The organism is Paenibacillus sp. IHB B 3084 (assembly GCF_001447315.1).
In the GTDB taxonomy this organism is placed as follows: Bacteria; Bacillota; Bacilli; order Paenibacillales; family Paenibacillaceae; genus Paenibacillus.
On the sequence record NZ_CP013203.1, the window covers coordinates 1,296,271 to 1,312,759 of the forward strand.

General features: G+C 47.3%; 17 protein-coding genes and 1 pseudogene. All 18 read right to left on the reverse strand.

Annotated features, from left to right (window positions below; genetic code table 11):
* Position 1: 1 nt before the first annotated feature.
* Positions 2–1,657, reverse strand: coding sequence for an ABC transporter substrate-binding protein (locus ASL14_RS06055; protein ID WP_134910833.1), 1,656 nt, complete (start codon positions 1,655–1,657; stop codon positions 2–4).
* Positions 1,658–2,426: 769 nt separating this feature from the next.
* Positions 2,427–3,391: pseudogene (locus tag ASL14_RS06060) on the reverse strand (glycoside hydrolase family 25 protein).
* A 134-nt stretch (positions 3,392–3,525) separates the two neighbouring features.
* Complete coding sequence (locus ASL14_RS06065) at positions 3,526–3,972, reverse strand: phage holin family protein (RefSeq protein ID WP_134910834.1); 447 nt, start codon at positions 3,970–3,972, stop codon at positions 3,526–3,528.
* A gap of 89 nt (positions 3,973–4,061) precedes the next feature.
* A complete protein-coding gene (locus ASL14_RS27250; RefSeq protein ID WP_187644854.1) occupies positions 4,062–4,235 on the reverse strand; it encodes a CD1375 family protein in 174 nt (57 codons plus the stop codon).
* Between the two features lie 148 nt (positions 4,236–4,383).
* Positions 4,384–5,334 (reverse strand): phage tail protein, encoded by a 951-nt coding sequence (locus tag ASL14_RS27830; RefSeq protein ID WP_223264216.1) that lies wholly within the window; start codon positions 5,332–5,334, stop codon positions 4,384–4,386.
* A 15-nt stretch (positions 5,335–5,349) separates the two neighbouring features.
* Entirely contained in the window at positions 5,350–5,739 is a 390-nt protein-coding gene (locus ASL14_RS06075; protein ID WP_134910835.1) for a phage tail-collar fiber domain-containing protein, read from the reverse strand.
* A 121-nt stretch (positions 5,740–5,860) separates the two neighbouring features.
* A complete protein-coding gene (locus tag ASL14_RS06080) occupies positions 5,861–6,628 on the reverse strand; it encodes a putative phage tail protein (protein WP_223264217.1) in 768 nt (255 codons plus the stop codon).
* Positions 6,629–6,689: 61 nt separating this feature from the next.
* Positions 6,690–6,818: a hypothetical protein gene (locus ASL14_RS29055; protein ID WP_257721142.1), complete on the reverse strand. Its 129-nt coding sequence runs from the start codon at positions 6,816–6,818 to the stop codon at positions 6,690–6,692.
* Between the two features lie 43 nt (positions 6,819–6,861).
* Positions 6,862–7,128 (reverse strand): hypothetical protein, encoded by a 267-nt coding sequence (locus tag ASL14_RS06085; RefSeq protein WP_134910836.1) that lies wholly within the window; start codon positions 7,126–7,128, stop codon positions 6,862–6,864.
* Positions 7,129–7,148: 20 nt separating this feature from the next.
* Positions 7,149–7,760: a hypothetical protein gene (locus ASL14_RS06090; protein ID WP_134910837.1), complete on the reverse strand. Its 612-nt coding sequence runs from the start codon at positions 7,758–7,760 to the stop codon at positions 7,149–7,151.
* 16 nt (positions 7,761–7,776) lie between these two features.
* The gene (locus tag ASL14_RS06095) at positions 7,777–10,371 is read right to left on the reverse strand and encodes a hypothetical protein (RefSeq protein WP_134910838.1); all 2,595 of its coding nucleotides are present in this window, start codon (positions 10,369–10,371) and stop codon (positions 7,777–7,779) included.
* A 1-nt stretch (position 10,372) separates the two neighbouring features.
* Positions 10,373–10,969 carry a YmfQ family protein gene (locus tag ASL14_RS06100; protein ID WP_335338624.1) on the reverse strand — a complete coding sequence of 199 codons (597 nt, stop codon included), beginning with the start codon at positions 10,967–10,969 and terminating at the stop codon, positions 10,373–10,375.
* 13 nt (positions 10,970–10,982) lie between these two features.
* On the reverse strand, positions 10,983–12,134 hold the full coding sequence (locus tag ASL14_RS06105; protein ID WP_134910839.1) for a baseplate J/gp47 family protein: 1,152 nt from the start codon (positions 12,132–12,134) through the stop codon (positions 10,983–10,985).
* Positions 12,134–12,592 carry a DUF2634 domain-containing protein gene (locus tag ASL14_RS06110; RefSeq protein WP_044645249.1) on the reverse strand — a complete coding sequence of 153 codons (459 nt, stop codon included), beginning with the start codon at positions 12,590–12,592 and terminating at the stop codon, positions 12,134–12,136. Before ASL14_RS06110 ends, ASL14_RS06105 begins: the two co-directional genes overlap by 1 nt.
* The gene (locus tag ASL14_RS06115; protein WP_134910840.1) at positions 12,585–12,992 is read right to left on the reverse strand and encodes a hypothetical protein; all 408 of its coding nucleotides are present in this window, start codon (positions 12,990–12,992) and stop codon (positions 12,585–12,587) included. Before ASL14_RS06115 ends, ASL14_RS06110 begins: the two co-directional genes overlap by 8 nt.
* Positions 12,985–13,962: an XkdQ/YqbQ family protein gene (locus ASL14_RS06120; protein WP_134910841.1), complete on the reverse strand. Its 978-nt coding sequence runs from the start codon at positions 13,960–13,962 to the stop codon at positions 12,985–12,987. The genes ASL14_RS06115 and ASL14_RS06120 overlap by 8 nt, the downstream gene beginning before the upstream one ends.
* Positions 13,959–14,600 carry a LysM peptidoglycan-binding domain-containing protein gene (locus ASL14_RS06125; protein ID WP_134910842.1) on the reverse strand — a complete coding sequence of 214 codons (642 nt, stop codon included), beginning with the start codon at positions 14,598–14,600 and terminating at the stop codon, positions 13,959–13,961. Before ASL14_RS06125 ends, ASL14_RS06120 begins: the two co-directional genes overlap by 4 nt.
* Positions 14,601–14,637: 37 nt before the next feature.
* A complete protein-coding gene (locus tag ASL14_RS06130) occupies positions 14,638–16,410 on the reverse strand; it encodes a hypothetical protein (RefSeq protein ID WP_134910843.1) in 1,773 nt (590 codons plus the stop codon).
* Between the last annotated feature and the right edge of the window lie 79 nt (positions 16,411–16,489).

Below are 16,489 nucleotides of genomic sequence, written 5' to 3' on the forward strand. Positions count from 1 at the left end.
ACTATTCAAAATAAACGCTGCTATACGATTCCATACCTCCAGGAGCAGGCACGAAACCCTTGAGATTCACTTTGCCCGCCATTAGCGGTGTGCTGTGAACCAGTGGAATCCATGGCGCATCCTGTTTAATAATCACTTGCGCTTGTTTGTACAGCTCAGCACGCTTATCCTGATCGACCTCAACCTGGGCTTTCACCAATATTTTATGCAGCTCCTCATTGACATAAAAACTACGATTATTGCCTGGAATCGTATCCTTGTCCAGCAGGGTGTACAGGAAGTTATCCGGGTCGCCATTATCCCCGTTCCATCCCAGCATATACAAATCATCTTTCTGTCCCGCCTTGACATCATCCAGATAAGTGGCCCATTCCGGCGATTGGATGTTCACTTTAACACCTATTTTTTCAAAATCAGCTTGAATGGCTTCCGCTACCTTTTTGCCGTCAGGCATATACGGACGAGATACAGGCATCGCGTAAAAGGTTAACGGCTCGGTAAGCCCGTTAGGGTAGCCCGCTTCTGCCAGCAAGGATTTGGCCTTATCCAGATCATAGGCATAATCCTGAATGCTATCGTTATACCCCCATAATGTAGGCGGCATCGGATTGACCGCAGACTTCGCCTGCCCCGCAAATAGCGCATCAATAATAGCCTGCTTATTCACCGCATGGTTAAGCGCCTGACGCACCTTGGGATTATTGAATATCTTTTTCTTCAAATTAAATCCGATGTATGCCACATTAAAGGATGGGCGTTCAATTTTTTGCAGCTCATTGTTGCCTTCCAGTTGCTTCGCATCGTCCGGGTTGAGGTCCTCCATCAGGTCAATCTCCCCGTTTTGCAGAGCATTAAATCGCGCGGTATTGTCGGGAATAGAACGAACAATGACCTTGGACAGCTTCGGCTGTCCCTCTTTCCAATAGTTTGGATTTTTCTCCAGCGTGATGGTATCATTCCGTTTCCATTCCTTAAATACAAAGGGTCCCGTACCGACCGGATTGCTCTTGAAATCAGCCTTTTTCTCCTGAATAGCCTTGGGGCTGGCGATACTAAAGGATGGCATAGCGATATTTTGTAAAAAAGGCGCCTGCGGCTTGGTCAGTGTAAACTGAACAGTGTTCGCATCTACCGCTTTGACCTCCTTAATCACCCTGCTTCCTTCAGGACCAAACATGGAATCATAATAATCATACGAGTCCCCTTCAAATTTGTATGGACTTTTCGGATCAGACCAGCGGTTAAAGTTAAATACAACGGCTTCTGCATTAAAGTCGCTTCCATCATGGAATTTTACACCTTGACGCAGCTTGAACGTATAAATCAGTCCGTCCGGTGATACTTCCCAGCTCTCTGCAAGCCCCGGCTGAATCTCCGTGGTGCTCTCCTTGTATTCCAGCAGGGTGTCAAACACTTGCATCCCGATTTTTAGCGATTCACTTTCGGTCACAATCGCAGGGTCCAGCGCCACGGAATCTCCGCCGCGTCCATAAATCAGCGTATCCTGCACGCCCTCGCCCGCTCCGCCCGGCGTTTTTCCCGCCTCTGGTTTTGCGCCTTCATTGGAAGCTCCGCAGCCGGAAAGTGCCAGAACAGCACCTAACGCAAGTACCAGCAGGATGGTCCAAGCTTTGTTTTTTGTGTACTTTTTGCTCATGCAGCAAACCCCTTTCACACCTCGTATATTGTTAGTTCGTTGATACCGGATGAATGTCCAGATAACCTCTATGATCTAATGGACACAGCGTCCAAATTAAATCTAATGACACACAGATACGTAAGCTTATACAGCAAATAGCTACCACATATCGTAAGGTATACGCGAGTAATTGCGGTGAATGGCTAAAAAGAATAACCCCTTTATATTCAGCAGAAAAAACTGCTTCCGGGTCGCATATGCATTATTTCGAGTAAGTCTAACGGAATCAAGTTCATTTCCATCCTATTAACTATTACCGAGTGATATCATTTTCTCTGATGTTATTTCATAAGTAGGAGGTGTGAAAGGTAGTTTTATATGTAGAAGTAGATATCAACACCTGTGGTTCAATTCAATCGGCCTCCGTGATGTATGCCTATAGTTTCGTACCCGATGCGAAGGTCTGTGAGGTTATGAGGAAGATTGCTGTCTCCAAAGCATTCAGCTTTTGTTGAATCATAGTGAGAAATGTCATATATACTCACAATATATACAAGTGATTACATGAATGGAGAGTGATTACTGGTTACTTTACTATAAAATGAGATGGTAGACAAGAGCGTTTTCATAGATTTTTTTAAATTTTCCAACGTTTCTGGAGAGCAATGTTAGTTAATATCACAGGGAAATATCTACAAATATATGAAAAAGAACGCGGCTCTACCATCTGCTCGCGTCCTCTTTGCAAGATCCAATTTCCCCACTTGGCTCCTGTTTCTTCAGTAGTTTACGACGATTTCTTAAACACACCCAGACGGTTCAAGACTACAAGCAGGCGATAAAAATCATAGCTGCTCGGCTGCTTGGCATCCACAATCGGACTCGACGGATTAAAAGCAACGGCTGCGGCTACGGCTTCCTTTGCCCAAGCTGGCACTGGCATCACCTGACGCGCCTCCAGGTCAGCTACTCGCTGATCCACTTTTTAATATAAGCGCTCTGTTCGCTCAATGTCTGTTTGAGTACATCTTTGCTGTTTTCAAGTGCGGCAACCTGCTGCTGCAAGGCTTTAAATGCCGCTTTTTCCTCTGCTGTCATCGGCTCATCCCCCTCTTCTCCTGCAAAAGCTTGGCGCAGCTCTGCCTCTGTTCCTGCGTATACATTCAGGTCAACTGGCCCTTGAATCCCATCAACTCGTCCATTGTCGCTGTATTGCCAGAAATCCCACAGCTTCCATGCTGTGGTATCGTTCGGCACTCGTGTGCTGTAACGCGCGATCCATAGCTTGTAGGCTCCCAGCGACGCTTTGAAATGGGTCGCAAAAGCGTTTCCCGTATATACCATCGGCTTGCGACCACTTACCCTTTCAAATTCCGTCAAAAACGCCATGGCTACTTCATGGATCGCCGCAGAGCTAAGTCCACCCGGATTATTCTCATAATCCATGACCGCAGGAAAGTCCAGCGCTTTCGCGCCTCCAACCCGATCCAGCACCTCGGCAAAATGTCTGGCCTCCGCTTTGGCCATGTCAACGCTGGTTGCATCTACAAAATGGTAAGCCCCCAGCAATACCCCTGCTGCCTTGGCCCCTTTTGCATTGGTGATAAATGTCGGATCGACGTAACGCTGCCCCTGACTCGCTTTAATAAAAGCAAACGATTTGCCATCGGCTCGTACACGTTTCCAATCAATATTTCCCTGGTATCGGGACACGTCAATGCCCTCGGCAGCGTTAGGACTGCGATTTTGCATAAGGCGATCCCTCCTTGTCATTCATAATGTTGTAACCGATGATGTTACTGTTATAACTATGCTTGGACCATTGAAGCGGTCCGGGCTTTTCCACCTTGATGCTGAAAATGGGGCAGAGATGCATTCTGCCCACCTTATGAAGCTTTATTTCCTTTGTCGGAGGGGTCTGTTGGCTTTTTCTTTTCTCCGATCGACTTGGTCTCAAAAATCGCCACTGCATTCCGCAAAATATCCGGCATCGGCACTCCCATTCGACCCACATTTTCAATAATCGACAATAGTTCATTTGCCAAATAAAAGAAAACGACGGCATCCCGGAAATAATGTGCATCCCCGAGAATACCGTCGATCAGATGAGCTACTGTAATCATCAAAAACACCGTAACCTTGCGAAAAATACCGTAATAGCCTTCTCGGCTTTTCAATGCTCCGTTAATCCAGGCCGCCGCCCAGCCGGTAAAAAAGTCGATAATGACCATCCATAACAACAACGTCAACATCGTCGTCCACCCCCCGAAAAAATAACCGATCAGGGTCCCCGTGGAAAACCCCAGCCAAATCTGATCGACCTTTTCATGCATGCTTGTTCCCCCTTTTGAATCAAGGTGTAAAATGAATGCCCTTGGTTGATCCAAGGGCATAAAAAACACGCTCTGTATGGGCGTGCTGGTTAAACATTTTGCGTTGTTGCTCGTTCTGCCGCCTGTGTATTTGGCGCTGCTTCTTTAAGATCAGCCTTAACGAGTTCCTGCAATGCTGCTGGAACGTCTTCGATAGTATGGCGGCCAGCAAGGATAAGATGTACAAATTTGGTTGCAAAGGATTTTCGGATTTGTTCATTCATGATGCCACTTCCCCTCATGAGTCAGGACAGACTAAAAATAGAGTCCATATTCCAACTGCAAAACACCTACCTTCTCCCTAGCTAGCCCTTTTAATTGATGATAAAATCCAAAGTCGTCGTCAACTGTTTATTCCACCACATCTTCCCTTTATCCGATTGCCCACCAAGGGATGTTATCTAGCGTATAGTACCTTGCCCTTGCACCTGTTAGGGTTCCTGACCCCATACTCATAGTAATTGTAAGTAGATTGCTTGAATTTATGTTTACAGTATAGGTGCCGATATCGTTTGATAAGCTTCCATTGCTACCGACTGTTGCGATGATGTAGCCTCCAGGCATCCATCGGTTAGACCACCCGCCAGAAACGCTAAAATACGCATAACCGTTCAAACGGATAAATACTTTACTTATAGCAAACGCGGTCGGCAACACGTATGATACGGTTACTGTGGCAGGCAGATCAATATCATAGCCATTATTTACACTTATATTCCCACTCCGAACTATTGTTCCTTCGGCATATTTTACTATAGGTGCATTTGTAATTGCTGCCGCTAACTGGTCGCCGCTCATGTCGGGACTGGCGCCTCCGAACTTGCCGTTGATCGCGCCTACGATTTTATTTTTAAGATCAACGGCTTGCGTAAAAGCTTGGTCTGCCCGGCTGTATGCCTCATTTGCCCGGTCATATGCCTGTTTGGTGGCGCTCGGTGTAGCTGCCCGATCTGTAGCTCCACTGCTTACAGAAGTGTCGAGCTGCACAATCCCCCTAGCCTGCGTAGAAGCAGATGGTAAATCCGATGCAGGATGCGTATGCGCCTTGGGTGCTGCATAATCCCTCGTATACTGTTTGGCGTTGGCTTCAGCTGTAGTCCATGCCGCTTGCTTAGCTGCTGTAACATGGAGGTCTGTATTGCTGGCGTGATTGTCCAACGCTTCCTTGGAAGCAACACCGTTCCCGGCCGGGTCTTTTTTGATGCTTTCGACCTGTGCGGCCAATTGTTGATCATTTGCATAAAGCGTATCAATCGGTACATTCAGGACATCCGCATGTCCTTGATCGGTGGTAACAAATCTGCGCGGCTGTTGTATAGTCATATTTTCCCTTCCTCCTTAATAAATGTCGTCAATTTCAAAAATAAACTCCATATCGCTGTCCTTGACCTTGTTGTTCATCGTACGAACGGCTGTCAGCTTACCCGCTGAATCTACCAAAGCAAGCTCATTAATCGTTTCACCAGCCAATTCAGCCTCGGCCAGCGAGCAAGTATAACGGATAGTCGCAGGTGAAATAAATTCAAAGCTGGTAATATCCTTTTGGATTAGTTCTTTTTTCAATGACTGTTCCGTTCCTTCCAAAGGGAGTGGCTTACCTGCTTGATCCACACCTCCGCTACCAAATGCCATCTTCACCACTTTAGTTAGCGAACCACCTTCAGCGCGGGCACGCGCCATTTGTTCCCTTGCATAAGCGGTCGTGACTGTTAAAACTTGTTCTGCCATGACTAACATCCTTTCTCTCATAAAAATTAACGTTTACCCTTGTCTAATCCATTTATTATGAGGCAACTATGTTGCAAGTTTTCACGCTCTTACCAATGAGTACCACATATTAGTAAGTGCTCTACATTGAGATAACCGTCTCCGTTGAGCTTAAGAGTCGGGTACCATCGAGCCTCATGCTTCCATCGAATTTCCAGTAATGATTTCGTATCTTTACGTTACCTTCCTGATGATTGTCCACACGATGCAAAGTGGATAGCTTCGTGCGGTTCAAATACCGCAGACGTTCCCCAGTCCAGCCAGACAACGAAGCCCCTCCGTTTAATAACTCAACACCATCCAGATACCAGGGGCGACCACCAAAAAAGCGAACTCTTGAACGTAATCGGAGACGCTGATCCATCTCATGTTCATGAAGAAATGTGAGCCTGGTCTTGTTATTTATATAAAAAGCAAGATGAGCAGGCTTAACATCCTCTATGATCTTTCTAAAATCAGCCATATTTTCTGGAACCCGATTTTCGAAGCTGATGCCGAACTTGTATTCCGTCGGAAAAAAATCAACTTCTCCATCGGCGCCAAACGAGTTCACAATACCTCGTACTAAATCCCCGGAAAATTTGCCACTCCCGCGCAGCTTGGATTCTACTACCGAACGTCGCTGCTCCAGCGGCTTATCCAAATCAGTAGGGATGCCCAACTCCATCTCCCAACGTTCCAGCGCCCAGGTGGCGGTACGAACGAAAAACTGGGCTAATGTATCATCCAACGCGAGATATAGAGCATCCAATTCACTACCTTTTGCGTCCATATCAGTTTGCATTACACGGGAGGTTTCGTAATAAGCCGGTAGATAGGAGAATAGCTCCCGTCCTCGCACACTGCGCATTTGACTTTTGATATCCTTCATTACACTCTGTATATTGAGTTGATTATTGTTCAATCCATCACTATACACCGACGATCACCATCCCTTGCTCCGTCGCCTGACCAAATTGAATCCTTTTATGCTGATTACTCCATTTATTCATTTTCTGCTCGGAACGATCAGTCATGGTCGGATTCATTCTTTTACACATGCTCGTCCCCCTTTGGGTTCAGACTGTTTTTTTGTTCTGTTCGCTATACTGTTTTCTTGCGGAAAATAGAGCTATACCATTTAGCCGTTTCTCCCTGCTTATTCGAAACATCCACAGATGACGAATCTTCTACGTTACCCGGTACCAGATCAGAACGTTTGGATAAAATAATCTCCATTACTTTTTCACGTTCCTGTTCATCCAAAGCATAACTGCCAATGATCGTAGCTACGTCGCCCTCTCCCCGATCACAGCGGGTGATGCAGGCATGAGTACAAATACGCAATTGAGCCTCTGTTAAAGCTGCCATGGTTATGATTTCACCTCCGTTTATTTCCCTGTAGTGCCCAGCATAAGCTGAGTCAGCGTTACTTCCAGATCTGCAATACGCTGCTTCAATTGATCTGTCTCACTTGGCTGTTGCTCCGCTTTTTGTGTCAGTTCCTTAATTGCTTCCTCGCTTAAGCCTTCACTCCAAAATGTCGTGGGGTCTCTTCTCTCTGGAGACGTAAAGGCCTGGGCAAGATAGACAGGCTCGTCCCCACGTTCGTTTTCCGGTTTGCTTTGCCATTCATCATGGAGCTTCTGAAATGAAGCTTGTGATTCCTTGTTGATCTGCTCGTATGCGTCCTGTGCTTCTGCCAGCTTTTCGCTGTATTCTGCTTCATAAGCCAGCCAGCTTTGGATATCAAAACGAGGATGGTATAAGCCCCGTGGCACTATAATACCGACGGTATAGCCAGCAGGGATGTTTTCTGAATTTGCTTCATCTATAGCACTCGAACTATCGATAGTAAGCTGATAAGTGTCTAACTGCTGGTCTGTATCAGATAGCGTGAGTAAAGATGGAGTATAAAAAGGGACGACACCCGAAAAGGCATCGTCCACCAACTCGTCCTCCAGATAGAGGCCGTCTGTATTTACTTTAGGTACTAATTTCATATGTTGTCCTCCCTTTTTACTTAGCACGGTATGAAAAATCAATGACCAAGAATGCGTTCTTAACCTCTGCGTTGCACTGGAGGTTGTTGCTGCCTACGTATAGGGTAGAAGGTGTGTTGGCTGTACCGCTGTTAGAAATAGCATTAACCTCTATAGGAGTTTCGGGCTTATACCCTTCAGGGAAGCTGAATATTACCGCTCCTGGTGTTGATGTTCCTCCCTTTAAGTATCCTTGGACGTGAACCCATCCCATCGAATCTTTGTAATAGCTCAACGGTCTACGGACCGAATCATAGTTTAACCACCCATTCAGCAATGTAGGGGTGATCCACGCCGGGCTGTCCTTGTCCGCCTTTTTGTTCTCCAGAGCCGATACACGCGACGAATTCTGCTGTACGCTGTCTACCAAGTCGAGCAACAACGTCTTTTCACTGGCTGCGTAGGAGCCGACAAACGGTACGATAGGAGAGGATGCAGACATAAGATACGTAACAGCGTAAGATTTCTCAGGAGCGTAAGCATATAACTGGTCTATATAGACGTTTCCGTACCATCCTCCGTCTATGGCTGTATTCCCCCATCGATACGGCTCTGAAAATCCGTTGCCGTACACTGATAAAATCTTAGAGGGCATATTTTTTAGCGGATTGGTATACCCGGCTAACCCGATGTAGTTTATCATGTATCTACCAGCCACATTCGGATAGGGGAGTGGCTTTGCAGACTCGCGCAACACGATGCCTGTACCGGTCTCAATCTGATTATCGCCCTCAACGAACGTTAACTGCCCCTCAGATATGATAGGTTCAACAGTAGGCGTTGCAAGTTGGTATACAAGTTGGTTTGGTGTTTTATAATCAAGCGCTTGTGTCGTAGGTAGCGTGTTGGTGTAGTAATCCGTTCCGCCAGATTTAACACTCCCCCAGGCTTTAACACCGCTTGTGTATGGGTCAGTCGTAACCTGGTCTCGCATCCTCCAACCCATAAAATACGCCTTAATCTCGTCTGCTGTCGGCGTGTAACTGTCTGCCCAACCGCTATCGGCAAGCGGGATAGAGATGTAAAAATCTCCTGCTCCTGTAACTGCGTTTGTATCAGCAACGCTACCTGTGGTGCCTTGTGGGATTATCTTACCGTCATACTTAGTTGCCATACCACTTGCTGCAATACCTCCAGTAACCAAGCCAACCACTTTAACCTGTTTTAGCCCTGCCGCAGTTGCATCCCCATACACCCATGCCAACGAGCCGTCCAATGCCAAGCCCCGCCACTTCTTAGACTTGAAGTATTGCCCATCCCGTTCAAACACTGTATCAGCATTCGCCCCCGTAACTGGATCTGCGTACAAATCCGTTTGCAGCGCAAGCATGGAATCTTCACGTGGCTTGAATGGTTTGTCCATGCTACCGATATTGAGCTTTATTTCGGAAAATGTGAATGTCCCAAAAACGCCTGTGTCGGCTCCAATTATGATACGCAATCCGAATGTGCCAGTAGGAGTTGTAAACGTCTGTGATAGAGTGACCTCACCATTAGCTACTGCGTATGGACCTGTATCTAAGGGGTTTCCCACATAATTCCCATACGCGTCCAATGCGCGTATATTGTAATACCCTCCCGCACCTATGACTCCCCCGATATTAGTTACCAACACCTTCATAGACAACGTGTATGCCTTGCCAGGTGTAGCAGGAAGGTTCCAAGCATATGAACTGAACCCCGGTGTACTCTTAGTGATAGTAGTGACATAGGGTGAAGCAATTGTTTTCGTACCAGTGGTAGCACTGTTTTCAGCCTCATAGATGCTAGGTAACATGTTCTCACCATATCGGATTACATACGGATTACGTACAGGCATTACGCTATCCACATATGGATACTTAGCGTCAATTTGCTCCCCCGTCATTGAGGCCAAAGCGGTATAATCAGCTGCAGAAATTTCATAGATGCGGACAGCCTCAAAATAAGAATACTGTCCTTGAGTCCCCTGTATTCTCAAATCAATATTTGAAGTCACATCGCTGGTAGGAGCCGCCCTGAACCATGACGTAGTAAATTTAGTCTTATCCGTTACTGTCGTTCCTTCCTGAACGTTCGGGGCTGATATTCCCGCATTTGTAGAGTTTCCAACCTTGACCTTTGCGATTGCAACATAGTACTTTCCAGCCAAAAATTTAAAAGCGTTATAAAACCCAACTCCAACTGTATATCCCGATTTAATCGCTACTTTTAACGAATTAGGCATCGTTCCCTTATTCGTAGTATCCAGCGCTATCTCGGATTGATAAGGTGTAATATTCGTTAAACTACTTAAATTACCCCATCTTCCCAACAAATTCACCAACGTACGCCCGCTCAGCCCCGTGAGCGAGAACGGGGAAGCCTTTTCCGCATGAACAATCTGCACCCCGGGTTCCAAAGTTACCGCCTTACGCTCCGTCGTATCCAGACGCTTCTTGATCGTATCCATACCATTATTCACATCACCTGCAAAATCATCTACAGCACGCCAGTTTTGATCCAAATACTTCTCCAGATCAAAATACGTTGTTTTGGGCGATGTACGGTCAATTTGATTTAAGCCTAGATTTGGTGTTTTTTCGCTTGCCATGTTATGCGCCACCTCCTAAATATCTATCCTGTGTTGTATGTTCATTTTCATAGATGGTCATAGACTCAACTTCAGCAATGGTCAGGTAGCGTAGTTTATATTCTACCGCCAAATGAGCCGGCTTGATCTCCTCGATGGCTGCTTTAAGATCCTCCACATTGGGCGGAATCCCGATGGTATCTATAAATTTGACCGTGAATCCCCATTCGGCGGGATGAAAGGTAACATCTACCGTACCGCCGTCATATGCTTCAGCTACATTTTTGACAAGTCGGCCTGAAAAAGTCCCTGCTCCCCGCAGCTTCGATTCCACTACCGAACGCCGCTGATCCAGCGGTTTACTAAGCTCGGTTGCGATCCCTAGCTCCGTTTCCCAGCGCTCCAATCCCCAGGTAGCGGTACGGACGAAAAACTGAGCCACCGTCGCATCCATCGCCAGATACAAGGAATCCAGTTCACTACCCTTCGCTTCCATATCGGAGCGCATCACACGGGAAATTTCATAGTAGGCGGGTAAATAGGAAAACAGCTCGCGTCCCCGCAAGCTGCTCATTTGCCCCTCTTCACCCATAACTAGACGATTCGTTTGATCGTTCATGTTCGTACCATCATTACTCACTGACGCTCACCGTCCCCAGCACCGCCACCTGACCTGATCCAATCTCAATGTTTTGATTACTCTGTCCGTTGATTTTCAGTTCAGAGAAATCAATAATGATCGGAATATCCAGCAGAACAGCAGCAATCCGGGTATACCGAACCAACGGGTCTTCCTTGTAAAAAGCTAGCTGCTTCAAATACGTTCGCACACCGCTTTCGATCAGCTTTTTGATCTCATCCAGGGTGGACGGCTTCTCTTTGGTGCGCTGTACCTTGACCGAGATGTTAATTTCCACCTCTGTCGCTGGCATGATCGTCACCACGGGACCCGCTGGTGCCAGCCCCTCGCCTTGTCCATCCTGAGTCGGATCAATGTACTTCTGCACCGCAGCGACGATATCCGGACTGGCAGCACGTTTATCCGTGTCCAGCACATATAAAGCCACCGTACCCGGCCCTTTCCACAGCGGAACAACCTCCACGCCGCCTACTCCGGCGATTTCATTCGCCCACTGCGTATATTGCGCCTTGTTGCCGCTTGTTCCCTGGTTCCGCACCTTGGCATAAAAACGCTCCAGCAACAGCTGGTCGCTCTCAATGTCCGTGCCACTTTTAGTTTCCTCTGTATTGATAACGGAGGAAACACCACTGACTGGGCTCGCCATCACCTGAATGACGCCCGCGGGTACGTTACCGCTGCGACCGGGATTGACTGCCCGAATCGCCGCTTCTCCTTTACCCTGCTCATCCAGCGTGATTGATGCCGTGGTCGCATACTCAATGGAAGCCTCCCCCGATACATCATCTGCCGGGGTTGCCACCAACGTTCCCACCGGGACGGTCGTTCCCGCTGTGCCCGTGAACGTGACCATACCTGAGGCAGCAACCGCTTCCCGCCGTGTCACTCCATGCTCTGCTGTTCGCAGATCCAGCTCAGGCGAGCGAAAATCCGGGTTATCGCTGGCCGCCGTACTGGCAAAGCCCCGGCGCAGTAGCTCCTGTGCCCAGATTGCCGCTTCGGAGAGCATAAATGCCACGGGCGCCTGCGCATCCCAAATAAAAGAACCCTCGGACTTATCAATGTCCGAAGGCACTTTTTCCAGCATACGACTCAAAATTTCCTCTTCCGTCTGATCTACCAAATATTCCGGCAAGTCTGCCATTAGATCACCACACTTTCCACAATTTCCGTTTCATCTCGCACATTCGTAATCTGGCAGCTAAAATGGCACGCCTCGCCTTCCCAGCTAAACGTAAACTGATCCACACTAGCCGTGCGAGCATCTGCCAGTAGCGCTTCGGTGACCATGCGCTTTATTTCACTTTCCTGCACACCGTGCCCATAGCTGCTGCCGATCAGTTCCTCCAGCTCGCTACCATAGTCGGGAGAATAGATCACATGACGGTAGCGAGGGGTGCGAATTGCTTTTTCACACCACTGCACCCAGGCTTCTTTTTCACCTGTAGTCACGATTTTACGACTGGGACTCATGACAAATTCTCCGGCTTCAAAATCAAACCGCCAGCTTCGTCCAAATACCGCCCGGTTATCCTCCAGCACATCCGGGTCCGTAATATCCGTCCAGAGCATATCATCCGTTTCGGGAAATAAATTAGCCACGTCCACTCACCACCTTACATACCACAACCACATCGTTGCCACTATTCACCCGAACCGCAAGTACGCGATCTCCGGGCTTAAGTCCTTCGTTGAGGCTCAGATTCACATCCTCTAGCTCGTCCTCCCCGATATAAAAGGAAGTTTTCAGCTCCTTGCCCTCCCAATTCTCCGACTCTACTGCGGTTGAGGTTCCTTTGTACATATGACGCGGTACAGACAGCAATCCCGGCAGCTCGGCGACCAAATAGTCCTGAAGCTCGTGTTTAAAATCATCCAGCTTGATTCCCGTGGAGGTAATCGTGCCCAGTACCGCACCCACTCCGCTCAGCGCTTGCTTGGTATGCTTGTGAAATGAGGATTGCAGCGCGGTTGCCAAATGCCCGTAGGGGTCCTTATTCAAGATAAAACCTCCTTTTTACATCGTCATACGTGCCCAGCTCCAGCGACATACTGCCGGGGTTCCCTAATTCCCTGCTCACTGAAATCACCAGCAGCTTCATGGAACCCAGCATCACCGCGTCTCCTGCACGAATCGTGTTCATATCCGGTGCATTTAGCGATATCGTTTGTTGTATGCCTCTCAGCTTACTTTTGGCCAACTCACGTGCGGCTGCACCCGATTTTACCTCGTCATCCTGCACGATCACCTGAAGCGTTCCATATTTGGCAATGCCCTTTTCCTCCAGCGCCATCACCTTGGACGGAACCTCGTTGCCCGTTTCACTGGCCGCCGTAGCCAGCACCTTCACCCTCGTGGCCGCGCCTTCGAGCGTACGGGATTGTGTCGTATCGGTCACTCTCTCCAAAACATACACATCTTTATTCGTTCCCAGCTCGTATAGCTCCAAACCGGAGGTAATCATCCGAGGATGATAAAGCTTACCGCCCGCCTTTGCCGTTTCACGCAGATCGCCCAGCATCATGGAATAGATGGACTGTGTCCGATATACGGCGCGTCCCAGCGTCTTTTTCGTATCTGGTAATGAAGCGATTTTCAGCTTCCAATCCCTGGCATATTTCTGAAAACGCTGAGTAGCCGTCTGCTTCGCAGGGAGCAAATATTCATCCTCCGACTTGTCCAAATACACCGTGCGATCATACAATGTCAGCGTCATACGCTTGAGTCCACTGTTGGAGGTTTCCACTTCCCAAATAACCGCTGGAGACAGCAAGGGGACATAGTCTTTTTTGCCATAAGGAATGCCACTAACCCGAATCGGCATCCCTGGAGAAATGGGCGGCATATCCGGCGTAACGACCAAATTTACCGTGCCCTGATAAGCGATTTGCTCCAGCGAATCCCTCAAATTAATGTTCTCCACCAGCGGCGACAAATCATATTTATCCTGTAAAATAACTTTATAGCTCATAACAGCACCAGCTTTTGCCCCGGTTTAATCGCATTCGGATTTTGACCAATGACCTTTTTGTTAAGCTGATAAATGCGGCTCCATTGTGAGCTGTCCCCCAGCTCCAGCTTGGCAATTTTGGACAAGGAATCCCCCGATTTAACCGTATAGGTTTTCTTCTTTTCTTTCATATCCGTGCGGGGCTTTTTGTTGACTGTAGAAGACTTCGTCCCACTGCCAGCTTTTTTGGATACCTTCATTTCACTCCAGGTCCGCAACGAAAGATCAAAATTCACGTCCCCATATTCCCCGCCCCGAAAGGTTGAATTATGAGATGCTACAATTACAGGTACATTTACAGCCGTCTCTGAAATAATGAAGCGTAATGGCTTTTGGGACAGCAAAAAACCATTCAACGTGTTCATGGCCTCCTGCGGATCAGGTAAATCTTTATAATTGCAATACGATTCATCGTACTCCTTGGGAAAAAAAGAAGAGAAGGAGATTTCCTTCACCTTCTCCCCTTGCGGAAAATCAAACTCCCCATAGGATAAAATCGTCGTCGTATCAAATCCCTTTTGCCGTGAGATCGTCACTTCCTCGGGATTCACCGGAAATATAAACTTAAATCCCTTGCCATCCGTTAAACTAAATTCCATCTCTTTCCTCCTTCCCCGCTACTCCCATCCTACTGCATTACATAGCTCCTCCGCTCGCAGGCTTGGTGTTCTGCGTCGCCCGCAGAATCTCGGCTTTGAGTCGGTAGCCAATTTGCGTAATAAGTCCCTCCACATCCAGCTTGTTTTCATGCACAGTTACCTGTACAGCCCCTGCTGGAAGATTGAATTGGTTCGTAGTTTCCGTCTTAAAATCCTTCAAAAAGCCGGAGAGTGTTCCCATTTGTTCTGGGCTGATCTGTACTACTTGAGGAGTCGGATTACCATTGGCTTTACCTTTAGCTTTGGCTCCGTTGTTCGCATGAGCCGTAGTATTCAGCAGTGGGTTTGGATTTACCCCTTGGTTAGCGATAGCCATCGGTCCATAAGGATTAGGGACGCCTTTTGCACTTGATTGCGGAGGCACGTATGCGACTGCACTATATAAAGGCGGCATAGTAGCTAATGGCTTAAGGGACGCACCTATAGTCGAATGAGGCGGGATTGCAGGTTTAGGAACTTCAGGTGGCTTAGCTGGCTCTTTCTTAGGTTCATCTTTCTTACCAAAAGAAAAGAAATCAGAAAAGCCTTTACCAAAGTCTCCAGCCTTATCCGAAATCCATCCTTTGACTTGTGAAGCCTTTTCTCCAAGAAATTTACCAGCTGACTTGGCTTTATCCATAATCGCTGGACCATAATCTGAGACTAACCCGCCAATTTTACCTCCAACAAAGTCTCCCGCCATACCTCCAAGTGTAGAGCCAACCACAGTACCAATACCTGGAAGCAAAAATGAGCCTATAGCTCCACCTAACGCTGAACCAGCGGTCCCGCCCACAGTAGAACCAATAGCTTCTGCACGTTCTTTACCAGAGGTAGCCTTAGCTATATTCATAACATCCATTCCATAACCTAAGGGACCCAGTAGCTTTTTCGCGCCGCCTTTTAAAAGATTCTTAAATAAGCCTGACCCGGCTTCCTCAGCTGCACCAGCAACGCTACTTGGTCTGATAATACTTGAGGCTGCATCTGCGGCAGCACTTGAACTTGTAGAACTGGGTACTATACTAGCGGCTTCACTTGGATTTATCATACCAATACTTGTAGCCTGATCAAATAACCCCTGTCCGCCTTCAATTAAATCTGAACCTCCGCCAATTTTCGCTAAAAAATCGCCTCCAGATTTCCCTACATTAACTGTCTTTTGGGCCATATCTTTAAACTTTTCCCATCGGGTATTTCCTTCAAGTGGGCCCTTTAGGGTACCAAAATCAGTTTTCATTTTTTTAAATGCTTCAGGAGCTTCAGATATGCTTTTTACTCCTTCACCAACTTTTTTTACATTGCCCAGAAAATCCTTTATGTTAGTCACTACACTCTTAGGCTCTTCTTTTTTCTCTGCGGCTGGTGTCACAGAACCCAACTTAGTACTTAAATCCCCAATTGCGGCCGTATTCGCATTCACTGCAATAGTATTTAATTGCACCGCAGTGCTCAACAAAACGATACTTGGATTATTATCAACCTTCGGCGAGCCTGATCCAGTTTGAGAGCTTACTTTCACATTTACATTCCCCGAGGCGTTAATAATCTGAGATTTAACTCGGTTAATCTTGTTCAACAGATTATCCAGCCCTTTGGAGGCCATATCATTCAGCACAATTTCCGGGGCCATGCGGGTACGGCCTATTTTCAAAACACGCCCTTGAATCCGCTCAAAATAGCGTTCCATCGCGCGCAATTCGCGGTTCGCCTTAATGACGTTTTTAGGATCAATCACGAGGTTCATGCGGTAATTTAATGCTTCTGCCATATTTCATGTTCACCTCCTTGTTTATGCTTTTGAAGAAACCATACTGTCCATTTCCTGTTCAGCAAACGCTAACAACAGC